Source organism: Nocardia sp. NPDC051990 (assembly GCF_040680755.1).
Lineage (GTDB): Bacteria > Actinomycetota > Actinomycetes > Mycobacteriales > Mycobacteriaceae > Nocardia.
On record NZ_JBFAXH010000002.1, the window covers coordinates 332,806 to 353,610 of the forward strand.

The following is a 20,805-nucleotide window of genomic DNA, read 5'->3' on the forward strand; positions in this document are numbered from 1 at the left end:
GCCACGCTGACCTGGGAATCTCACGTTTTCCGCGCCCCCGACGTCTACCCAGCGTGAGATTGCCTCCTTTCGAGGACGTGGTGGCCGAATACGGCCGGATGGTGCTGCGGGTGTGCCAGGCCGTGCTCGGTCCGACGGATGCCGCCGATGCGTGGTCGGAGACCTTTCTGTCCGCCCTGCGGGCTTACCCCGACCTCGACCCGAAGACGAATATCGAGGCATGGCTGGTCACCATCGCGCACCGACGGGCGATCGATGTGGGGCGCGCACTGACCCGAGCACCCGTTCCCGCCGAAACCCTGCCCGAACGCACCGCGCCCGACGCCGACCCGGCTGATTACGACCCGGATCTGTGGGATGCACTCGCGTCGTTGCCGACCAAACAGCGCCAAGCGGTGGCCTACCACTACCTCGCGGGTCTATCGCATGCCGAAATCGCTCAACTGCTGGGCAATTCGACCGATGCCGCCCGCCGGGCCGCTGCCGACGGCCTCAAAACATTGCGCAAGCTCTACCCGAAGGATCGAACATGATGGCCACTATCGACCGGGATCCGGACGGTCTCTTCGACGGCCTGACCCCGAACTCCGCCGAGATCCTGTCCCCATTGCATCGACGGCTGACCGCCGACGCCGAGGCCGCGGGCCTGCTCGACGTCGCCTACCGCACGCTGGACACGCCGGTCGGCACACTGCTGCTCGCGGCCACTCCCGCGGGCCTGGTGCGGGTCGCCTACCCCAACGAGAACCACGACACCGTGCTCACCACACTCGCCGAGCGGATCAGCCCGCGCATCCTGGCCGCCCCGGGGCGCCTGGCGGCGGCGGCCCGCGAGATCGACGAGTATTTCGCCGGTGCGCGAACACGATTCGATCTGCGACTCGATCTGCGGTTGACGGTCGGGTTCCGGCGCCAGGTGATCGAGCATCTGAGCGAAATCGGCTACGGAGATCGCGAAAGCTACGCCGATGTCGCTGCGGCTGTTGGTAATCCACGTGCGGTGCGCGCGGTCGGATCGGCCTGTGCGCATAACCCGCTGCCAGTGGTTATCCCGTGCCACCGGGTGGTGCGCAGCGACGGTTCGATCGGCCAGTATGTCGGCGGTGTCACCGCCAAGACCACCCTGCTCACGCTTGAAGCGGCATGAAAGGAGGAGGTTGTGAAAACCCTTGCTGCGTTGGAAGAGCGAGTCGAAGCACAGCCGTGGATTGCCCTGACCGAGGAGATCGACGCCTACGGCTGCGCCCAGACCGGCCCACTGCTGACCCCGGAAGAATGCGCCGAATTCACCGCCATGTGGGCGGATCCGGACCGCTTCCGGTCGACGATCGATATGGCCCGCTATCGCTTCGGCCAGGGCACCTACCGGTACTTCACCGATCCGCTCCCCGCGCCGATCATGCTGCTGCGCAGGGCTTTCTACCGCAAATTGCTGTCCGTCGCCCGCACCTGGGCCGATCGGCTCGGCGATCCGAAGCCATGGCCCGACGATTTCGACGACTGGCTCGACGCCTGCCACGCCGCCGGTCAAACGAAACCGACGCCAATCCTGTTGCGCTACACCGAAGGTGACTGGAATGCCCTGCACCGCGACCTCTACGGCGAGCTCGTCTTCCCGCTGCAGGTCGTCATCGGCCTGGACCGCCCCGGCATCGACCATTCCGGCGGTGAATTCCTCCTGGTCGAACAACGCCCCCGCGCGCAATCCAAGCCGACGGTCACCATCCTGAAACAGGGCCACGCGCTCGTCTTCACCACCCGGGACCGGCCGACTCCAGCGACGCGCGGTTGGTCGCGCGCCCCGATCCGCCACGGTGTCAGTCGAATTCGCAGCGGTCACCGTCATACCCTTGGCCTGGTCCTGCACGACGCCGAATGAGATGTACACCCTGACCGACGCCACGGATCCCTGACCGGCTACGCGGGTGGGTTGCCCGCCGGACGAGCCCGGCGCGACCTCGAATCGCCGAGCTGCTGCCGCTCGGCGGAGGGCGGCCGGATCCGGGAATATCGGCGGCAACTGTGTGATTGCATGGTGGCATGACGAGCGCTGAGTTGTTGGTCGATGCCTTCGGACGGGTGCGGGAGAATGTGCACGGCGCGGTCGCGGGGCTCGGACAGGATGAACTGGCGATCCGGATCGATCCGGACGCGAACTCCATCGCCTGGCTGATCTGGCATCTGACCCGGGTGCAGGACGATCACATCGCGGACGTGGCGGGTCTGGAACAGGTGTGGACGGCGGCGGGCTGGGCCACGCGGTTCGACCTGCCGTTTGTCGATGAGGCTACCGGCTACGGGCACCGCGCCACAGAGGTCGCCGAACTCGGCGGAATTTCCGCCGAGCTGCTGTTGGGGTACTACGACGCGGTGCACGCGCAGACGCTCGACTACGTCTCCGGACTCACCGATGCCGATCTGCCTCGTATCGTCGACACCCGCTGGGATCCGCCGGTAACTCTGGGCGTGCGGCTGGTCAGCGTCGTCGACGATGATATCCAGCACTCCGGCCAGGCCGCGTTCATTCGCGGAGTGCTGCTGCGCCGCAGGTAGTTTCAGTGTTCGGGCGTGTCCCCGACCAGCAGGTCGGCGGCGCGGCCGGCCACCTCCAGGTGGGTGCGCTCGTTGTGGTCGGCGGCGAGGAAATGTCTGCCGACCGCCAAACAGAACGCGAGCAGCGCGCGGGCCTCGATTTCTTCCGGATCCGAGCAGATCTTGCCGAACAGTTCACGCGCATATTCCATCCGGTAGTTGTCCACGCGACGTAGCCGTTCGGCGACCGTGGGATCGCGGCGGGCCCAGTCGCGGACGGCGAGGTCGATGGGCAGGCGTTCGTCGGAGAAAGTGAGCAGGCCCGCGCGCCGGATCTTGCTCCGCGGATCGCCGCCCTCGCTCTCGACCTGCGCGCGAACCGCATCGGTGCTCTCACGCTCCCACGTATCGAGCATTTCCGTGAGCAGCGCCTTGCGGTTGGCGAAATGCCCGTAGAAGCCGCCTTTGGTGACACCGAGCGCCTGCGCGAGGCTCTCGATGCGGACAGCATCGGGACCGCCGGTCGCCAGCGCCAACAGGCCCTGCTCGATCCAGCCGCTTCGTGGGGTGCGAGTGACGGCAACCATACCTTCAGTATCGCGGACGGGGTTGACACCAATGTGCCATTGGCTACGATCGAAGTATACGGCACCGTATATTTGAAAGCCGTTGGTACATCCGCCAATTGCGAGGGCACCGGTGCTCTCGCCAACGAGAGGAGACCGTCGTGACGGTCGGATTCGTCGCATTCCACTACCCACGACCCGAGGATTTCGACGATTTCGTCGCCCGGGTCCATCAGATCGCCGGGGTGCTGCGCTCGGTACCGGGATGCCTATCCGCCGACTGCTGGATCACCACCGACGGTGACGATGCGGTCGTTTCCACCGGACAGTGGGAATCCGACGCGGCATTCGCGGCGTCCTTCGCGGCCGTCGCGGCGGCGGATGTGGACGTCACCTTCGACGAACGCGAACGCCGCCCGCGCCAGATCATCAAACTCGCGTCCCGGTGACGGCCGCGGATATGGATGGGGCAATGCGGCTACCGAATTCCGCGCACACCGCCCGGCCCTGGCGGATCCACGACATAGCGCCCGATTTTCGGGTCGAGGATGTCTGGGAATTGCCGACCCCGGGTGGTCCGGACGACTTTCCGCGGCTGGTGCGGCAGATGGCCTCGGGTAATAACTCGAGTGAATTCTCCGTCGTCTACCGACTGCTCTTCGCGATCCGCTGGAAGCTCGGTGCGCTCCTCGGCTGGGATAAGGCCGATGCGGGCATCGCGGCCCGCGTACCCTCGCTGCGTGATCGCTTGCCCGCTGATCTGCGTGGCGCACCCGGACCGGCCTTCGCGGGTGCGCCGTTTCGCTCCGTCTATCTGACCGACACCGAATGGGCCGCCGAGATTGCCAACCGAACCATGCACGGCGTGATGCACATCAGTTGGGTGCGCGACGAAACCGGTGGCTATCACGGCCGAATGGCGGTGCTGGTCAAGCCGAACGGGCCGCTCGGCAAGCTCTACATGGCCGGAATTCTGCCCTTCCGCTATCTGCTGGTGTACCCGGCGCTGATGCGCGGAATCGAGCGTGGGTGGCGGGCGCAGATGGGCGATCCGGTTGCGGGATAACCGGATTCGCCCTGGATCGCCAACCTATCAGCTGCCTTGGGGGAGGAGTGGGACGACGGCTACGGCGATTTCGGTGACGTTATCGCACGGGGAGAGTTTGTCGGGGTGTAGGCCGCGTGGGTCGTCCACGAGGATGTAGAGGGAGCCGGATTTCATATCGACAGTGATGGTGCAGCCGCCGGGGACGTCGGGGCGGGCCTCGTAGCGTAGGGCCTGGCGGCCGTCGATGGTGAGTTCGGTTGCGGTGGGGAACTTTTCGCGAACCTGGGCAAGGGTGCCATTGGTGGTCTGGACACGGAATGTGTACGTGCTCTGCGCGACGTACAAGCAGCCCTTCCACTGGAAGTTGCCTGCCGAATCCTGCTTGGGAGTGGGAGTGCGGGCATTCCATTGGTGTTCGGACAGGAACTGGGGCGTCAGCGCTGTGCAGGGGTCGAATCCTGTGTTCGATGCGCTGGGCAGTGTGGCGGAGGTATTGGACGTGACAGCGGCGGACGTCGAGGTCGATGTCGAATTGCTTCCACCACCGCATGCCGCGAGGACGATGGCCGCAGCCGCGATCAGCAGGCCCGCTCTCGAAGAGCGCTCGGCGCGGATCCTCATTTGCGGAGCTCGCGCATCCGGCGGGCGAAGTCCTCGTCGGTGTGCTCATAGGCATCACGGATGGTCTTGAACAGCGTCTGGATTTCTGTCGCAACCGCGATGTAGTCGCCGATCGTGTCGTAGGCGTTGTTCGGGCCGCCGAAGGCCTTCTCTCTGAACAGTTTCACCAGCTCGATCGCTGAGGTCAGGCGCGGGTTGTCCTCGCCGAGTCCCCAGGTCGACCGCTCGCCGAGGGCACGCGCGTCGTTCTGGACCGAGGACAGGTCGATGATCAAGTCCTGGCAGGCCGCGTCGATATCCAGAAACGCCTGCGGCTCCATCCGCACCTTCAGCGCCCCGGTCGTCGCATCCTCGATACACCCGCCGAACAGGCTGTCAGCAGCCATAGCGGTCACCCCTTCTAGTAGTCCCGTCTGATCATAGAGACGCACGCGCCAGTGGGACGGTTCCGTCGAAACGCAGATCCGCGAAACCGGGCGTTCTCGAGCCGTCGGCGCGCGCTCGTGCTCGACCACCCGGACAAACGTGAGTTACTTCGCATACTTGCGTACCGGTTGGTATTGGTCGTACGTCCAGAAACGATGCCAAGGGTGTTGTCTCCGAAGATAAACCGCAACGGATAGGCTGGAGGTGGAGTTGGTGCGAATCGCGCCGTCGAATATCGGAGGATGAGATCGATGCCGATCGCTGGCGAGCATGTCGATGTGCTCATTGTCGGTGCCGGACTGTCCGGCATAGGCGCGGCGTATCACCTGCGGCGGGCTTTCCCGGGGAAGAGCTTTGCGATTCTGGAGAGCCGCGACGCGATCGGAGGCACCTGGGATCTGTTCCGCTATCCGGGAATTCGCTCCGATTCCGATATGTACACCCTCGGCTATCGCTTCCGTCCGTGGCTGGGGGATAAGTCGATCGCCGACGGCGCGGACATTCTCGACTATGTGCGCGCCACCGCCGCCGAAAGCGGGATCGACCGCCACATCCGCTTCCAGCATCGGGTCGTCGGCGCCGAATGGTCGTCGCGGGACAACAGGTGGACGGTTCGCGCCGAACGTATCGATACCGGCGAAACTGTCACTCACACAGCTGGATTCCTGTTCTGCTGCTCCGGTTACTATCGCTATGACGAGGGCTACACCCCGGATTTCTCGGGTACCGAGCGTTTTGCCGGGCCGATCATCCACCCACAGCACTGGCCGAGCGATCTCGACGTCGCGGGCAAGCGGGTGGTGCTGATCGGTAGCGGCGCAACCGCGGTGACACTGGGACCCGCGCTGACCGACCAGGGCGCGCACGTGACGATGCTGCAACGCTCACCGAGCTACATCATCTCCGCACCCGCCCGCGACGACCTTGCCGTCAAGGTGCGCGAATACCTGCCGTCCCGCGCCGCGTACACGGTGGCGAGAGCCAAGAATGTCGCGCTGGCCACCGCGATTTACCAACTGAGCCAACGGTATCCGCAATCCATGCGCAAGCGGATCAAGGGCTGGCAGCGGCGCTGGCTGCCCGAGGGTTACGACATCGATACCCACTTCACACCGACCTACAACCCGTGGGATCAGCGATTGTGTTTGGCGCCCAATGGCGATTTCTTCCGCGCGATCCGCAAGGGTCGGTTGGATCTCGTGACCGATAAGGTCGAGACTTTCACCGAGACGGGTCTGGCCCTGACCTCCGGCGCGACCCTCGATGCCGACATCATCATCACCGCAACGGGATTGAATCTGCTCGCCTTCGGCGGCATCGAGCTTTCCGTCGACGGACGACCAGTGCACCTCTCGGAACATATGGCCTACAAGGCGATGATGCTCTCGGATGTGCCGAATTTCGCGTACATCATCGGATACACCAACGCCTCGTGGACGTTGAAGGCGGATCTGGTGTGCGAGTATGTCGTTCGGCTGCTGCGCCATATGTACGACAACGGATACCCCCGGTGCACACCGGTGCGTGATCCATCCGTCGGCGCGGCCTCGCTATTCCTGAATTTCAATCCGGGCTACGTCCAACGCGCCGCGAGCCAATTCCCGATCCAGGGCACCAAGGCGCCATGGCGCCTGCGCATGAACTATCTACGCGATCTGATTACGTTGCGCCACGGCAAGATCACCGATCGCGCGATGGTGTTCGAACGGTCGCGGGATCGGGATCCGGTGTCCACGCAGGGGTAATGCCAAGTCAGTGCGCTTCCTGGGGCTCGGGCGACCGCGCGGTCGCGATCTTGCGCAAAACGCTGGTCGCGTGGTCGTCGAACCGTTCGCGCGGGATATCGATGGTGCCGTCCAGCCACGGGCGGTACATATACGCCATCGCGCCGAAGATGGCGTTCGAGTTGAGGCTGTTCTCGTACTGGTCCGGTGGGGTCGGCGGTTCGTGGCCGCCCATTCCGATCGTCAGGGCGATCGGGGCGGTGAACAGTTCGATCAGCTCATTGCCTCGGTCGCCGAGCACCCGCGTGGCCTGCGATTCCACGAACATGATCTGGCCGCGGCGGCGATCCTCGATCAGATAATCGGTGAATGCCGAAATGGCATGGCGAAATAGTTTCTCCGGTTCGGGTGGCGCGGTGGCCAGCGCCGCGAGCAGCCGTTTCTGGGCACCGAGAACGACCGTTTCCAACGCCGCGGTGAGCAGTGTATCGAGATTCGGGAAGCTCTCGTAGAAGTAGCGCTCGGTGAGTCCGGCCTGTCTGCAGACCCCGCGCATGGAGATGTCGGAGGCGCCGATCGTGGCCATCAACTCGATGGCGGCCTCGACGAGTTGTTCGCGGCGCGCGGCGATTCGGTCGGCCGGGGGCGTGCCGCGCCAGCGGCGCATACCCGGTATCGATCCATCGGAAACGGCGTCGTTCATGGCTTGATCCTCCCATAGCGAGGAAGTTGACATCATGTGATGTTGACAGCATCTGATGTCGGCAATACATTGATCGTCCAGGGACCAGACGTGAGGACCATCAGATGGGAACTGCTTACGCCGATCAGGCTCATGCCATCAATGCGCGGGACGTCAGCTTCGATTTCGATTCGGTGCCGATGCACTACATTCCCGGCGAAGTCATGGCCACCCACATCATCAATGTGATGCACCTGGTGCTTCCCGAGGGGGAGCGCGCCATGGCGCAGGCGCTGGCCGAGGCGCTGCCGCTGATCGATGAGGAACGATTGCGGGAAGAGGTCCGCGGCTTCATCGGTCAGGAGACGATGCACGCCGGTTCTCACGAAAAGGCTCGCCACCAGTTGGAGCGCCTTGGACTCGAGGTCGGCCCGATGGTGGATCGCGTCGCCTGGCTGATCGATCGGCTGCTCGGCGACCACGGACTGTCCGGCCGGGCCAAACACGAATGGCTGTGTGAGCGGCTGGCCCTGTTCGCCGGGATGGAGCACTACACGGCCGTCATCGGCGAATGGCTACTGACCAATGACACATTGGCGGCCAAGGGGATGCACCCGGCGATGCTTGATCTCGTCCGCTGGCACGGCGCCGAGGAGGTCGAACATCGCAGCGTGGTCTACGACGCGTACATGTACCTCGACGGCGGCTATGCCCGCAAGGCGCGTCAGGCGCTGATCGCCAGTTCGGGATTGCTCGCGCTGTTCGTGATTTCGAGCGCCTACCTGTTCCATCACGACCCGTCGCCGAATAAGGGCCGGTGGTGGCCGCTACAGATGGCCAGCGCCTCGCTGCGCGGTCTGGTGCCGAGCATCACCACCTTCATCACCGAGATTCCGCGGTATCTGCGGCCGGGATTCCATCCCTCCCAGCTCGGTCCGATGGATAACGCGCTGCGCTACCTCGCGCAGTCGCCGGCGGCACGGGCATGATCGCCGTGGAGGAGCAGCTCCGGCCGGGTACCGGGCTGCGGATGATCGCGTCGGCGGTGGACACCTATAAGCGGGTATTCATCGAAGGGAAAGCGGCGCAGCTGCTTTCGCGGCCTCAGCCGGTGCGCCACACCGGCTACGATTTCGAGCTGGCGATCATGGGAATCGAGGCCGAGGCCGACGATGTGGTCAGCCTGACCCTGTGCGATCCGGGCGGCGCGGACCTGCCCGCATGGACGCCGGGCGCTCATATCGATGTATTCCTGCCCTCGGGGCGGCAGCGGCAGTACTCGCTGAACAGCGATCCGGATGACCGCAGCTGCTACCGAATCGCGGTGCGGTACATAGCCGATGGCGACGGTGGTTCCCGCGAGATCCACGAGCGGCTGCGCGTCGGCGACCGGCTGCGCGTAGGTGGACCGCGCAACGCTTTCCCGCTTATCAACGCGCCGGAGTATTTCTTCGTGGCGGGTGGTGTCGGGATCACGGTGATTCTGCCGATGGTCACCGCCGCCGAACGTGCCGGAATACCGTGGCGACTCATGTATTTCGGGCGCTCGCGGGTGCGAATGCCCTTCCTGTACGAGCTGGCCCACCTCACCGGTGGTGATGTGGTGGTGCGACCCGATGACGAGTTCGGGGTGCCGGATCCGCGGATGATCTTCGAACAGACACCGACCGGTGCCGCGGTATATGTCTGTGGACCATCGGGATTGGCGGAAGCCGCGCGCAAAGTGCTCCTGTTGCACGATCCGACGGCCTCGTTGCATACCGAGCGCTTCTCGGCGGCACCGGTCAGCGACGGCACACCGTTCCGTATTCGATTGTGCCGCAGTGGAACCGAGGTCGATGTAGCGGCCGATGAGTCCGCGCTGTCCGCGATCCGGCGGGCGGTGCCCAACGTCGCCTACTCGTGCCAGCAGGGCTTCTGCGGGACGTGCCGGGCGAGTGTGCTCGCCGGTGAGGTAGAGCATCGAGACCGGGCGCTACTGCCCAGCGAGCGGGCCAATGCGATGCTCACCTGCGTATCGCGTTCTCGCGGTGGCGAACTCGAACTCGATCTGTAGACGGTTCATTCCGCGGCCGGGAAGATGCCGGGCAGTGTCATGGCATATTCGAGATCGGCGCGAGTGCCGAGCGTGGTGAGCAGCACGCGGATCATGGTAAGCCGTGCGGCGGCAACGGTTTCCGCGTCCGGCTCGGCGCCGAGCGCGGTACCTGCCGAGATGCGATAGACCACGTACTCACAAACATGCAGGGCCGCATCGAGATCCAGCGGCGAGGGGACCGCGCGGCCCAATTCCGTGAACGTTTCACGCACCAGCGCGCGGATATCGTCCAATGCCCGCTCGCGATAGGCCGATACCGGTGAGGCCGGATCGTGCAATTCGGCGAACAGCGGGCGCAGCATCGCACCGTGCCCGCGGGCCCATCCGAGGTAGGCGTCGATGAGGCGGATGCCGAGTTCGACAGGTTCGTCCGGACCGGTCAGTGCCGCCCGGATGCCGTCGACAAGGCCCTTGTTGGATGCCTCCAACACGACGTGTAGCGGTTCGGTGGCATTGCCGAAGTAGCGGTAGAAGGTAGGACGGGCCAGTCCGGCCTGTTCGATGATCTGGGCGACGCTGAGTCCGCGCGAGCCGCCGCGGGTGAATACCGCCGCGGTGGCGAGCACGATGCGGGCGCGCACCTCCTCGGCCTGCTCCCGGGTCTGCGGTGGTCGGCCGCGCCGGACTGCGCTATTCGTCTGGGAACTGTCAGTGGACATGGTGATGCCTCACAACTCGAAGCCTGGCCCGTCTGTGTTCCACACCCGACAGCTTGACACGCGGCGTGGCACCGGCATTAATCTAACACTAGTGTTCAGGAAATAGCTGAACCGGCTTACCGCCTCGTCCAGCACAGGCGCCCGACCAAGGAGAGGGCCGACAATGACGACCGCCCGCCAGTTGACCGAACCGATGGCCCTGCCCGCGGCCCTGGTACAACCTCTGCTAGATCGTGCGATCGCGGGCGGTGCCGCCGCGGTCGAGGTGTTCGCGCCCGCGACCGGGCGCAAGATCGCGGATCTGCCGCAGTCCTCGACCAGCGATATCGAGGCCGCCTTCGCGACCGCGCGCACCGCGCAGCGAGAATGGGCGCGGCGCTCGGTCCGCGAGCGGGTCGCCGTGCTGCGGAAATTCCACGACATCGTGCTGGCCGAACAGGCCACCATCCTCGATATCGTGCAGACCGAGACCGGTAAGTCGCGGGTGCACGCCTTCGACGAGGTCGGCGATGTCGCGGTCAATGCCAGGTACTACGCGTCGGTCGCGGCGAAGCTGTTGGCGACCCGTAGGCCGCGCGGTGTGTTGCCGGTATTGACCCAGGTCGATGTGCGGCAGCGGCCCAAGGGCGTGGTCGCGGTGATCTCGCCGTGGAACTATCCGCTGGCTCTGGCCGTCTCTGATGCGCTGCCTGCATTGGTGGCCGGAAATGCCGTGGTCGCGCGCCCGGACAACCAGACCGCGCTGACTGCCCTGTGGGCCATCGATGCCGCCGAGCGTGCCGGGCTGCCGCATGGACTCTGGCAGGCGGTGCTCGGCCGCGGTTCGGTGATCGGTGGTGCGGTGATCGCGCGCGCCGACTATGTCGACTACACCGGATCCAGTGCCACTGGCCGGACCATTGCGCAGCAGGCGGGGGAAAGGCTCATCGGCTATTCGCTCGAACTCGGTGGTAAGAATCCGCTGTTGGTCCTGGCCGATGCGGATGTGTCCCGGGCGGCCAAGATCGCGATTCGGGCCTGCTTCGCCTCGGCTGGGCAGCTGTGCGAGTCGATGGAGCGCATCTATGTGCACGACAAGGTGTATGACCAGTTCGTCGGCGAATTCGTCGCGCATGTGCGGGCGATCGAATTGGGCGGTGCGCTCGACTATTCGAGCGATATGGGATCTTTGACGTTCCAGCGCCAATTGGACACCGTCAGTGCGCATGTCGACGATGCCCTCGCGAAGGGCGCCGAGGTGCTGGTGGGCGGGAAGGCACGTCCCGATCTCGGACCGTATTTCTACGAGCCGACTGTGCTGACCGGGGTGCGCCCCGGGATGGCGGTGTATCGGGAAGAGACCTTCGGGCCGGTGGTGTCGATCTATCGGGTCGGCAGCGACGACGAGGCGGTCGAGCAGGCCAATGACACCGCGTACGGGCTGAATGCGAGTGTCTGGACCAAGGATGTCGTTCAAGGTCGCAAGGTAGCCGCACGTATCAACGCGGGTTCGGTGAATGTGAACGAGGGCTTCATCGCGGCCTGGGGTAGTGCGGACGCGCCATCGGGTGGGCTCGGCATGTCGGGTACTGGGCGTCGGCACGGTCCCGAGGGCTTGTTGAAGTACATCGATACCCAGACGATCGCGGTGCAGCGGGTGCTCCCGATCGCACCGCTGCCTGGCATGTCCGAGGAACTGTGGGCGAAGACCATGACGCTGTACTTCGGCGTCATGAAGGCGCTGCGTCAGAAGTGATCGGGCCAAAAGCATTGCGCTGCAATCTATTTAATAAAGAAGCAGGATGAGGACGGATGAAACTGGACACGGTTGCGGATAAGAAGGTCCTGGTCACAGGCGCCGCAATGGGCCTCGGCAAGCAGTTCGCCGAGCGTGCGGTGTGCGAGGGTGCCGCCGCGGTGGTGCTGTGGGATGTCAACGAATCCGCGCTGAAGGAGACCGCGGTCGAGTTGTCCGGTCGCGGTGTCGCCATTCATCACTATGTTGTCGACGTGTCCGCGCAAGAAGCCATCAGCGAGGCCGCGGCGGCGGTGCGCGCCGAGGTCGGCGATATCGACATCCTGATCAACAATGCGGGCATCGTGCGTGGCAACAGCTACTTCTGGGAGACCACCGATCGCGCCGATATCGATAAGACGATGGCGATCAATTCCCTTGCGCCGATGTACATTACGCTCGAATTTCTGCCCGCGATGGTGCGCGGCACGGGTGCGGCGCGCGTTATGACCATCGCGTCGTCGGCGGGTCTGGTTTCCAATCCGCGCATGAGTGTGTACGCGGCCTCGAAGTGGGCGGCGCTTGGCTGGTCCGATTCGGTGCGCATCGAACTCGAACAGGCGGGCCACCACCACGTGCGGATCACCACGGTCTGTCCGACCTATATCAACACCGGAATGTTCGATGGTGCAAAGGGTTTCCTGTTCACGCCGATTCTGGAGCAGGCCGATGTCGTCGGTACCTCATGGCGGGAAATGAAGGCGGGCGCGCCACTGGTGATCCTGCCGTGGACATCCCGGCTCAACAAGGCGATCTCTGGTCTGCTGCCGATCAAGCTGCGCGATCTGTTCCTGAATTCGGTTGGCGTGTACCACTCGATGGACGAATTCACCGGGCACAAGAAGTAGCGGCCCACGTCAGGTATTCGGCTTGGTGCCGATGACGACGGTGGCGTAGTGCTCGTCGGATTCGGCGATGCGGCCGGCGAAGCCGTGTGTGGTGAGGACGGTGATCGCGGGCCAGGCCTGGGCTTGGCTGGATTCCACCAGTAGGTGACCGCCCGGCGCGAGCCAAGTGCGGGCGGCGGCGGCGACCCGGCGGAAGATATCCAGGCCGTCGGGTCCGCCGTCGAGGGCGGTGCGTGGTTCGTGATCGCGTGCCTCGGGCGGCATTCTGGAGATCATCTCCGATGGCACGTACGGGGTGTTTGCGAGCAGGATATCGATGCGGCCGCACAATGCATGAGGAAGCGGTTCGAAAAGGTCGCCCTCGTAGACGTGCGCACCGATCGGCGTGAGGTTGCGGCGGGCGCATTCGACCGCGGCGGGTTCGATATCGGACGCGGAGAGTTCTATCGGGCGGCCTTCGGCGGCCGAGGTTGTCGCGAGGGCGAGACCCAATGCGCCTGAGCCGCAGCACATATCGACGACGACAGCGTGCGCGGGCATAACGCGGGCGAGTTCGGCGGCCTTGTCGACGAGGAAGGCCGTGCGCTGGCGCGGAACGAAAACGCCCGGGGTGACCGCCACGCGGATGCCGCGGAATTCGGTCCAGCCGAGCAAATATTCCAGTGGTGTTCCGCAAACCCGCTGCGCGACCAAATCCGCGAGATCGGCACCCGTCTGTGCCGCGGCGGCGGTGAGCAACCGCGCCTCGTCCTCGGCGAATACACAGCCCGCCGCGCGCAGTTGCGCGACCACATCTCCGTTTGGTGTCATCGGGATATCGTGCCGTGTGAAACGGGTGCGGTGGGTCTGAGCGTGCACTTTTGCGCCGGATTCGGCGATTTGTGGCATTTCAGGGCGAAAGTGCACGCTCGGACCCATTTCACTCAGCGCGAGGTGGTCAGCTGGAACGTTCGCGTCGCGTCCAGATAGATGCCGTGCTGCGCCTGCTTGGCCGGCGGCGGCAACTGCGATACCAGTTGGTCGAGTGAGGTGGTCGCCCCGACCACCCGAGTGCCCGCGACAATGAAATCGGCGACCGCGCGCCGGATGTGGTTCGGCGAGGTGACCACGACCGCGCTGTTCGCGCCGATATCACGCAGCATCTTGGTGCTGAACAGCGCGTTCTGCACCGTCGATCCGGCCCGGTTCTCGACATTGATCCGGGATGCGGGCAGCCCCTTGGCGACCAGCCAGGCCCGCATGGCCTCGGCCTCGCTGACCCCGTTCTGCGGATTACCGCCGGTGACGACGACCGGTGAAAGTGGCGAGGCGACCGCCTGCAACCAGGCCGCGGCCAGCCGGTTCACCAGTTCTGGGCGCAGCGAACCGTCCGGGAGCAGGCCGTAGCCGAGTACCACGATTCCGGTCTGCGGCCCGATGATCGCGGGCAGCGGATTCGGCAGGGTTGCGACCGCGGCGCCGATCGCGCCGAGCACATTGTTGGTGGCCTGGGCCATTGCCGGGTCGACGACGGTGAGGCGGGCCAGCGAATCGGCCATGGCGGGCAGGTCACCGGCGTAATGCGACCAGATCGCCTGCAGCGACAGCGCCTGTGCGTCATTCGGGTCGGCGGCGATCAGCTGTCGGAGTTCGGCGCGTCCGGCGTACTCATCGCCGTCGGTGAAGGCGCGCTGGGCGGAGTTGTAGAGGGTGTCGGTTTCCGGCGCAGCGTTGGCGGGCGTGCCGGATAGTCCGGTGATGGTCGCGGCCGCGAACGCAGTGGCGACCCATAATTTCCAACGCCTCGAGATCTTCACCACAGTCGACACCTTTCCGCGCGTGAAACGGGATTCCGGTAGGTCAGCTGACAGTTAGCCGTGGGCAAGCACAATCACGATACGACTGGTAGTGGACATATTCGGGTAATTGCCCGGCGTTGTCTCTGGCATCCGGGCGCACCGTGGGGCACGCGCCGTGATCGAGCGCAGCGAGAAACCATCGACACAGCGCCCCTTGGTCGCAGCGGAGCCGAGCGCTAGCGACGCGCGGCTGCGGCCGCCACAACCGGGAGCGCGGGGTAGCCGATAAGGTGTGACAACGTGGATACCGTTTCGCTGTCCGGCAAGGAACTCGCCGCCGCCATCAACGCCGACACCAAGGAGCGTGCCGCCGCGCTCACCGCGAGCGGAACCGCGCCGCGCCTGGCACTGATCGTGGCCAATGACGATCCGGCCAGCGCGTGGTATGTGAACTCGCTGCGCAAGGCCGCCGAACGTCTCGGAATAGTCTGCGACACCATCGAACTCGGCGCCGCCGCGAGCATCGAGCGGATTCGCGACGAACTCACCGCCCGCAGCGCGGACACCACCATCGACGCGATCATGCTGCAGACCCCACTGCCCGCCGGTGTCGCCCTCGACGATGTCAGCTCCGCCATCGCCGCTACCAAGGACGTCGACGGTGTCAGCCCGCTCTCACTCGGCCTGCTGGCCTCCGGACTCGACGGTTTCGTCCCCGCCACCTCCGAGGCCGTTGTCGAATTACTGAAGCATCACGACATCCCGCTCGCCGGTCGGCATGTCGCCGTCGTCGGCCGCTCCAATATCGTCGGCAAACCCCTTGCTCAACTCCTGCTCGCCGAAAACGCCACCGTCACCATCTGCCATTCCCGCACCGCCGACCTCCCGGCCGTCACCTCGGCAGCCGATATCGTCGTAGCCGCCGCCGGCCGCATCGGCCTGGTCACCGGCAAACACGTCCGCGCGGGCGCCACCGTCATCGATGTAGGCACCAACGAATCCGCTGACGGCAAAATCGTCGGCGACGTCGAAGCCGAAACCGTCCGCGGCAAGGCTGCGGCCCTCAGCCCGGTCCCCGGCGGCATAGGCCCGGTAACCACCGCCCTGCTCATGCGCCACGTTGTCACCGCCGCAGAAAACGCCAGCCGAGCCTGATCACCTTCGGCCCCAAGGATTTCGGCCCGTGCAACTCCGCGCATCCCCGTCGTGTCCACGCAGGATCCATCGGATGAGTCGGCGTATTGCTCCCGCTCGTAGCGCACGTCGGTGCCAGTCACCCACTTCGTGCCGTGGGTGACTGGTTTGTCGTCGCGCCAGTGCGCATAATCGAAGCCGGTCGGGGCGAATCCCGAATCCGTTGCCTTGGTGATGATTTCGGTGCTCGGTGACGTCGGGTACCCACGCAACACAAGCGCGTCCGCGCTTCGGCGGCGGTCCCCACCTTCGTAGTCGGACCGACAGGCAAGTCCAACATGCCCCGATTCAGCTCTGGGCCGGTGGGGAAGTCAACGAGATTTTCGTCCCAGTGGGATACGCCGCCTCCGAATCGAGTGCGGCAAGCAATTCACGAAGTGTTGTGCGCTGCTCGGTGCTCAAACTGGCGAAGACCTCCTCGGCGGCCGCACGGCGGGCTGCGGCCATCTGGGAGAGCGTGGTGCGGCCGGAGTCGGTCAGCGTCACGAGGGTCGAGCGGCGGTTGGTTGGGTCGGGTGCGCGCGAAACCAAGCCCGCGGCTTCGAGCGCATCGACGACGGTGGTGGCCGATCGCGGAACGATGCCGAGGTGATCGGCGAGCGCTGCCATCCGCAGCGGCTCGTCGTGGTGGCCGATAATGCGGAGCGCACGGGCCTGACCTGGGGTAATACCCATCGGTGCGAGTCGGGCGACCTGGTTGCGGCGGATGCTTTTCGCGGTGCGCAGGAATAGCTCGGGGAGATCGGGATCGAGCGTGGTATCCATTTGTTGAGCATAGCTCATTGTTTTGGGAACAATTATGAGGCATCCTCAGTTTCATGACGTAGTCCTCGGAAGGAGGCGCCTATGCAGCCCTCACATCAGCTTCGCCGGATCGTCCGGCTGTTCCGCCCGTACCGTGCGCGTCTAGCACTGGTGGCCGCCCTCGTCGGTCTGTCGTCACTGGTCGCACTGGCATCGCCGTTCATGTTGCGTGGCATCCTCGATAACGCCCTGCCACACGGTCACACTGGCTTGCTCACCGCACTCGCGGCGGGCATGGTCGCGGTCGCCGCACTCACGAGCATCTTCGGTGTGCTCCAGACCTACATTTCGACCGCAGTCGGTCAAGAGGTCATGCACGATCTGCGCATCGCGGTGTATGCGCAATTGCAGCGAATGCCGTTGTCGTTCTTCACGACTACCCGCACCGGCGAGGTGCAGTCGCGTATCGCCAACGATATCGGCGGCATGCAATCGACGGTCACCTCGACCGCGACCTCACTGGTCTCGAACTTCACCACGGTCATCGCCTCGGTGATCGCCATGATCGCCCTGGACTGGCGGCTCACCGTGGTCTCGCTGATCATGCTGCCGTTCTTCGTCTGGATCAGTCGGCGCGTCGGTGACGAACGCAGGAAGATCACCGCGCAGCGGCAGCAGAAATTGGCGGGCATGTCGGCGATCGTTGAGGAGTCCCTCTCGGTGAGCGGCATTCTGCTCGGGCGCACGATGGGGCGCGCACCCACGCTGGTCGACGATTTCGCGAAGGAATCGCGTGGACTGGTGGACCTGGAGATCCGGTCCGGCATGGCCGGCCGGTGGCGGCAGTCGACGATTCAGATCGTTATGGCGGCCATGCCCGCGATCGTCTACTGGGCGGCGGGATTGACTGTGGCGGCGGGACATCCGCTGGTGTCGATCGGCACCCTGGTCGCCTTCACAACCTTGCAGACGAGCCTGCTGCGGCCGATGGTGCAGTTGCTGTACACCGGCGTGGAGGTCCAGAGTTCGATGTCGCTGTTCGGCCGGATCTTCGAATACCTGGACCTGAAGCCGGATGTCGAAGAACCGATGAATCCGGTGCCGGTACCGGATTCGGGCGTGCGGGGCGAGGTCCGCTTCGAGCACGTCGGCTTCACCTATGGATCCGGAATGCGGGATGTATTGCAGGACATCGATATCACCGTCCGCGCCGGATCCAGTCTAGCCATCGTCGGCGAAACCGGTTCGGGCAAAACCACACTCGGCTACCTGGTTGCGCGACTCTATGATGTGACATCCGGGCGGGTCGAGATCGACGGAATCGATGTGCGGGACTTGTCCTTCGCCGATCTCGCGGCCGCCGTCGGTGTGGTCTCGCAGGAGACCTACCTGTTCCATGCCTCGGTCGCGGACAATCTGCGTTTCGCCAAACCCGATGCGACCGATGAGGAGTTGCACGCGGCGGCACGGGCCGCGCAGATCCACGACCAGATCGCGAGTCTGCCGGACGGCTACGACACGGTGGTCGGCGAGCGCGGCTACCGTTTCTCCGGCGGTGAGAAGCAGCGTTTGGCGGTGGCACGCGTGATCCTGCGCAATCCGCCGATCCTGGTACTCGACGAGGCCACCAGCGCACTGGACAACCGGACCGAGCAGGAGGTGCAGGCCGCCATCGACGCGCTGTCGGAAGGTCGCACCACCATCACCATCGCGCACCGGCTCTCCACCATCCGCGACGCCGACCAGATCGTCGTACTCGACCGCGGCCACATCGTGGAGCGCGGCACCCACCGCGAGCTCATCGACTCCGACGGTCGCTACGCCGCCCTGTCCTCCGGTGGGGACCTCCTCCGAGCCGCCTGAGCCGCAGCCGCACCCGGCAAAGGTGGTGCGGCCCTTCGGGCAGGTTCGGGGTCGGTTGTGGCGCGGGTGTCGAATTCGTAGCGGGTGGAGAGGATTTCGCCGTGGTGGCGCATCGACCAGACCCCCATCGCGTGGCTGAGCTCCCTGGGACTGGCGCCCAAATTCCGTCAGTGAGTACTCGACGCGCGGCGGGGACAGTGGGATAGACGGCGCGGTGGACCAGTCCGTCGCGCTCCAGATTGCGCAGGGTGCGGGTCAGCATCTTCTGGGTGATGCCGTCGAGTCGACGGCGTGATCGATTATACGACAAGTGATTTCGCGGAGAGGGTGCGTGATGTCGATGTCGTCTTCGATCTCGTCGGCGGTGCCTACGGATCGAGGTCGCTGCCGGTGCTCGCCGCAGCTGGCGTCTGATCGATGCGCAGGGCAATGATGCCGAGGACGATCTGCGGTACCAGCGGCTGCATGTCAATCCGTCCGGCCGCGATCTAGGCGAGCTGGCGGTCCTGTTCGAGGTCGGTCGGTTGCAGGTGGAGATCGATCAGGTACTGCCGATGGCCGACGTGGTCAAGGCCCATCACCTGAGCGAATCCGGGCGCGTGCGCGGGAAAATCGTACTGGTGCCGTGGAATTCGCTGGTGTGACAATCAGACCGCGCCGATTCCGGTGATCAGCGTCTGGCTGCCCACCCGCGCCGTCGTGACGACCTGGTGTTTGTAGGTGATCGATGTCGAATCGAGCCGATACTCGGTCACCTGCACCAGGTACTGGCCGACTAGGGCTCCCGGCGTAATGCTGATGCAGTGGGTGGTACCGACCGGAATGCCATCGATGCCCTGTTGAATCGTCCTGGCAGGGGCGACGGATGCGTTGGGCGTCACGAACTCTCGGGTCGCCACACCCGACCGGGTGACGTAATACGCGTACTGGAATGCGAAGATGACGCCCGGTCCGGAATCCAACCCGCCTGCACCGTTACCGGTAATGGTGTTCCCGACCCGCTCGGCTGGGCACTGCGCCGCGGTCGTGGCCGCGACCTGGCTGGGTGTGGACGAGGCCACGGTCGCCGGTTGCGGAGTCGGCAGCAGCTGCACGAATGCCACCACCAGCAGTCCGGCCGCGGCGACCGACCCGACCAGCACGGGCATCCACCGGCGCTTCGACGGATTCCGCCCGGACCGATCGATCATGGCCGCCAATGCCTCCTCGTGCCGGAAGTAGTCCGGCGCAGGTGATTTCGGCTCCTCAGGAAGTTCCTCGACCCATTCGGACCGGTCGTTTCGATAGTCCAACTCTTGCTGCCCGAATTCGCGATCTTCTGCCTGAATCGGGTTCTGCTGCACCGGATCTCGCTGGGATAGGTCTGGTGGGTAGTGGTTCGGATAATGCCGGACGGCTGCTGCGTCCGAAGCCTCCGAACGAATCGGGCTCTGGTGCACCGGATCTCGCTGGAGGGGCGCTCCCCGGTTCGGGTCCTGGGCAACAGGTGCATGCCAATTCGGATCGTGGGGGACCGGGGTCTGCCGGACCGGACGCGGTGCAGCAGGCACCGGAGGGGGCGAATTCTGAGGAGCGGGCGCTCGACGGATCGGTTCCGGCAACGTCAGCGGAAGCTGTTCGCTGTCCTGCGCAGTTGGCGTCTGGTGCATCGAGATGTGCGGAACCGGGGCCGGACGCGTCGGGACTTCCTGGATCGGAATCCGCGGTATCGGTCCGGTTTGCCTCAGGCCCTGAGGATTCGGGTTCTGAGGATTCGGGTTCTGGGGATTCGCGCGCTGAGGATTTGGGCTCTGGGGATTCGGAACATGTTGGCCGCGAATGCGCCGAAAGGGGTCGGTATCCTTCGGCGCCCGATCGACCGGAACTCGGGGCAGCGGCCCGGATTGCGTTGCGGCACGGTCGATCGGAACACGCCGCAGTGGACCGGTATCGATCGGTGCGCCGTCGACCGGGATCCGCGGAATCGGCCCGGTCGGCGCGGTGTCCTCCGTGAATCCGATCCGATGGAACGGGTTCGGCGGTGTCTGAGCCGGGTATGCCGTCTGCGCATCGAGCGGTTGCTGTGGCTCAGCGCCCGGCTGCGGGCCGGAATGCGCCCCCGAGGTCATATCCGGTCGATCCATCGCCCCACCTTCATCAGGTCATACGATCACGTGTGTCCCGCAGTTGTATCAACCCCGGCAGGATACTGCCAGGTTTGCTGCGCGTGATGAAATTGAGGGGGCGGTGTCGCGCAGGGAAACGGACT

At 65.0% G+C, this 20,805-nt stretch carries 25 protein-coding genes; 15 read left to right on the forward strand and 10 right to left on the reverse strand.

All coding sequences use genetic code 11. The features are described from left to right. The first annotated feature begins 59 nt into the window (after positions 1–59). From AB0L63_RS05180 to AB0L63_RS05195, 4 genes are all read left to right on the forward strand, one after another. Positions 60–533, forward strand: a complete 474-nt coding sequence (locus AB0L63_RS05180) for a sigma-70 family RNA polymerase sigma factor (protein ID WP_364495650.1) — start codon at positions 60–62, stop codon at positions 531–533. Continuing rightward, positions 533–1,147: a methylated-DNA--[protein]-cysteine S-methyltransferase gene (locus tag AB0L63_RS05185; protein ID WP_364494828.1), complete on the forward strand. Its 615-nt coding sequence runs from the start codon at positions 533–535 to the stop codon at positions 1,145–1,147. Before AB0L63_RS05180 ends, AB0L63_RS05185 begins: the two co-directional genes overlap by 1 nt. A gap of 12 nt (positions 1,148–1,159) precedes the next feature. Continuing rightward, the gene (locus tag AB0L63_RS05190; RefSeq protein ID WP_364494831.1) at positions 1,160–1,879 is read left to right on the forward strand and encodes a 2OG-Fe(II) oxygenase; all 720 of its coding nucleotides are present in this window, start codon (positions 1,160–1,162) and stop codon (positions 1,877–1,879) included. A gap of 161 nt (positions 1,880–2,040) precedes the next feature. Continuing rightward, positions 2,041–2,553 (forward strand): DUF664 domain-containing protein, encoded by a 513-nt coding sequence (locus tag AB0L63_RS05195; protein WP_364494833.1) that lies wholly within the window; start codon positions 2,041–2,043, stop codon positions 2,551–2,553. 2 nt (positions 2,554–2,555) lie between these two features. Here AB0L63_RS05195 and AB0L63_RS05200 read toward each other — a convergent pair whose 3' ends face one another. Further along, on the reverse strand, positions 2,556–3,119 hold the full coding sequence (locus AB0L63_RS05200) for a TetR/AcrR family transcriptional regulator (RefSeq protein WP_364494835.1): 564 nt from the start codon (positions 3,117–3,119) through the stop codon (positions 2,556–2,558). A gap of 140 nt (positions 3,120–3,259) precedes the next feature. On the opposite strand from AB0L63_RS05200, the gene AB0L63_RS05205 reads away from it, so the two are divergent. Further along, positions 3,260–3,547: an antibiotic biosynthesis monooxygenase gene (locus AB0L63_RS05205; RefSeq protein ID WP_364494838.1), complete on the forward strand. Its 288-nt coding sequence runs from the start codon at positions 3,260–3,262 to the stop codon at positions 3,545–3,547. Positions 3,548–3,570: 23 nt separating this feature from the next. Next, the gene (locus tag AB0L63_RS05210) at positions 3,571–4,164 is read left to right on the forward strand and encodes a DUF2867 domain-containing protein (protein WP_364494840.1); all 594 of its coding nucleotides are present in this window, start codon (positions 3,571–3,573) and stop codon (positions 4,162–4,164) included. A 27-nt stretch (positions 4,165–4,191) separates the two neighbouring features. On the opposite strand, the gene AB0L63_RS05215 is transcribed toward AB0L63_RS05210, so the two are convergent. Both AB0L63_RS05215 and AB0L63_RS05220 read right to left on the reverse strand, forming a co-directional pair. Then, positions 4,192–4,767 (reverse strand): DUF3558 domain-containing protein, encoded by a 576-nt coding sequence (locus AB0L63_RS05215; RefSeq protein ID WP_364494843.1) that lies wholly within the window; start codon positions 4,765–4,767, stop codon positions 4,192–4,194. Continuing rightward, a complete protein-coding gene (locus AB0L63_RS05220) occupies positions 4,764–5,282 on the reverse strand; it encodes a hypothetical protein (RefSeq protein WP_364494846.1) in 519 nt (172 codons plus the stop codon). Before AB0L63_RS05220 ends, AB0L63_RS05215 begins: the two co-directional genes overlap by 4 nt. Positions 5,283–5,444: 162 nt before the next feature. Here AB0L63_RS05220 and AB0L63_RS05225 point away from each other — a divergent pair, with 162 nt between their 5' ends. Further along, positions 5,445–6,938 carry an NAD(P)/FAD-dependent oxidoreductase gene (locus AB0L63_RS05225; protein WP_364494849.1) on the forward strand — a complete coding sequence of 498 codons (1,494 nt, stop codon included), beginning with the start codon at positions 5,445–5,447 and terminating at the stop codon, positions 6,936–6,938. Between the two features lie 7 nt (positions 6,939–6,945). Here the strand turns inward: AB0L63_RS05225 and AB0L63_RS05230 are convergent, their stop codons facing one another. Beyond that, a complete protein-coding gene (locus AB0L63_RS05230; protein ID WP_364494851.1) occupies positions 6,946–7,620 on the reverse strand; it encodes a TetR/AcrR family transcriptional regulator in 675 nt (224 codons plus the stop codon). 104 nt (positions 7,621–7,724) lie between these two features. Between AB0L63_RS05230 and AB0L63_RS05235 the strand changes: the two genes are divergently transcribed. Together AB0L63_RS05235 and AB0L63_RS05240 are read left to right on the forward strand one after the other, a co-directional pair. Continuing rightward, positions 7,725–8,588: a metal-dependent hydrolase gene (locus AB0L63_RS05235; protein WP_364494854.1), complete on the forward strand. Its 864-nt coding sequence runs from the start codon at positions 7,725–7,727 to the stop codon at positions 8,586–8,588. Continuing rightward, complete coding sequence (locus AB0L63_RS05240) at positions 8,585–9,655, forward strand: PDR/VanB family oxidoreductase (protein ID WP_364494857.1); 1,071 nt, start codon at positions 8,585–8,587, stop codon at positions 9,653–9,655. Before AB0L63_RS05235 ends, AB0L63_RS05240 begins: the two co-directional genes overlap by 4 nt. 5 nt (positions 9,656–9,660) lie before the next feature. Here the strand turns inward: AB0L63_RS05240 and AB0L63_RS05245 are convergent, their stop codons facing one another. Further along, positions 9,661–10,356 carry a TetR/AcrR family transcriptional regulator gene (locus tag AB0L63_RS05245; protein ID WP_364494859.1) on the reverse strand — a complete coding sequence of 232 codons (696 nt, stop codon included), beginning with the start codon at positions 10,354–10,356 and terminating at the stop codon, positions 9,661–9,663. A 163-nt stretch (positions 10,357–10,519) separates the two neighbouring features. Between AB0L63_RS05245 and AB0L63_RS05250 the strand changes: the two genes are divergently transcribed. Together AB0L63_RS05250 and AB0L63_RS05255 are read left to right on the forward strand one after the other, a co-directional pair. Continuing rightward, a complete protein-coding gene (locus AB0L63_RS05250; protein WP_364494862.1) occupies positions 10,520–12,091 on the forward strand; it encodes a succinic semialdehyde dehydrogenase in 1,572 nt (523 codons plus the stop codon). A gap of 56 nt (positions 12,092–12,147) precedes the next feature. Next, on the forward strand, positions 12,148–12,978 hold the full coding sequence (locus AB0L63_RS05255; RefSeq protein WP_364494864.1) for an SDR family NAD(P)-dependent oxidoreductase: 831 nt from the start codon (positions 12,148–12,150) through the stop codon (positions 12,976–12,978). A gap of 9 nt (positions 12,979–12,987) precedes the next feature. Here the strand turns inward: AB0L63_RS05255 and AB0L63_RS05260 are convergent, their stop codons facing one another. Both AB0L63_RS05260 and AB0L63_RS05265 read right to left on the reverse strand, forming a co-directional pair. Further along, the gene (locus AB0L63_RS05260; protein WP_364494866.1) at positions 12,988–13,788 is read right to left on the reverse strand and encodes a putative protein N(5)-glutamine methyltransferase; all 801 of its coding nucleotides are present in this window, start codon (positions 13,786–13,788) and stop codon (positions 12,988–12,990) included. Positions 13,789–13,901: 113 nt separating this feature from the next. After that, the gene (locus tag AB0L63_RS05265; protein ID WP_364494869.1) at positions 13,902–14,777 is read right to left on the reverse strand and encodes a YdcF family protein; all 876 of its coding nucleotides are present in this window, start codon (positions 14,775–14,777) and stop codon (positions 13,902–13,904) included. Between the two features lie 279 nt (positions 14,778–15,056). Between AB0L63_RS05265 and AB0L63_RS05270 the strand changes: the two genes are divergently transcribed. Next, positions 15,057–15,911 (forward strand): bifunctional 5,10-methylenetetrahydrofolate dehydrogenase/5,10-methenyltetrahydrofolate cyclohydrolase, encoded by an 855-nt coding sequence (locus AB0L63_RS05270; RefSeq protein WP_364494871.1) that lies wholly within the window; start codon positions 15,057–15,059, stop codon positions 15,909–15,911. A gap of 327 nt (positions 15,912–16,238) precedes the next feature. Here the strand turns inward: AB0L63_RS05270 and AB0L63_RS05275 are convergent, their stop codons facing one another. Continuing rightward, positions 16,239–16,715, reverse strand: a complete 477-nt coding sequence (locus AB0L63_RS05275) for a MarR family transcriptional regulator (protein WP_364494874.1) — start codon at positions 16,713–16,715, stop codon at positions 16,239–16,241. Positions 16,716–16,796: 81 nt separating this feature from the next. Here AB0L63_RS05275 and AB0L63_RS05280 point away from each other — a divergent pair, with 81 nt between their 5' ends. Further along, entirely contained in the window at positions 16,797–18,557 is a 1,761-nt protein-coding gene (locus tag AB0L63_RS05280) for an ABC transporter ATP-binding protein (RefSeq protein WP_364494877.1), read from the forward strand. Here AB0L63_RS05280 and AB0L63_RS05285 read toward each other — a convergent pair. Then, positions 18,493–18,819 carry a winged helix-turn-helix transcriptional regulator gene (locus AB0L63_RS05285; RefSeq protein ID WP_364495653.1) on the reverse strand — a complete coding sequence of 109 codons (327 nt, stop codon included), beginning with the start codon at positions 18,817–18,819 and terminating at the stop codon, positions 18,493–18,495. The genes AB0L63_RS05280 and AB0L63_RS05285 overlap by 65 nt on opposite strands. Positions 18,820–18,848: 29 nt before the next feature. Between AB0L63_RS05285 and AB0L63_RS05290 the strand changes: the two genes are divergently transcribed. Then, the gene (locus tag AB0L63_RS05290) at positions 18,849–18,971 is read left to right on the forward strand and encodes a zinc-binding dehydrogenase (protein WP_364494879.1); all 123 of its coding nucleotides are present in this window, start codon (positions 18,849–18,851) and stop codon (positions 18,969–18,971) included. 47 nt (positions 18,972–19,018) lie between these two features. After that, on the forward strand, positions 19,019–19,201 hold the full coding sequence (locus AB0L63_RS05295) for a zinc-binding dehydrogenase (protein WP_364495656.1): 183 nt from the start codon (positions 19,019–19,021) through the stop codon (positions 19,199–19,201). Positions 19,202–19,204: 3 nt separating this feature from the next. On the opposite strand, the gene AB0L63_RS05300 is transcribed toward AB0L63_RS05295, so the two are convergent. After that, positions 19,205–19,900: a hypothetical protein gene (locus AB0L63_RS05300; protein WP_364494881.1), complete on the reverse strand. Its 696-nt coding sequence runs from the start codon at positions 19,898–19,900 to the stop codon at positions 19,205–19,207. Between the last annotated feature and the right edge of the window lie 905 nt (positions 19,901–20,805).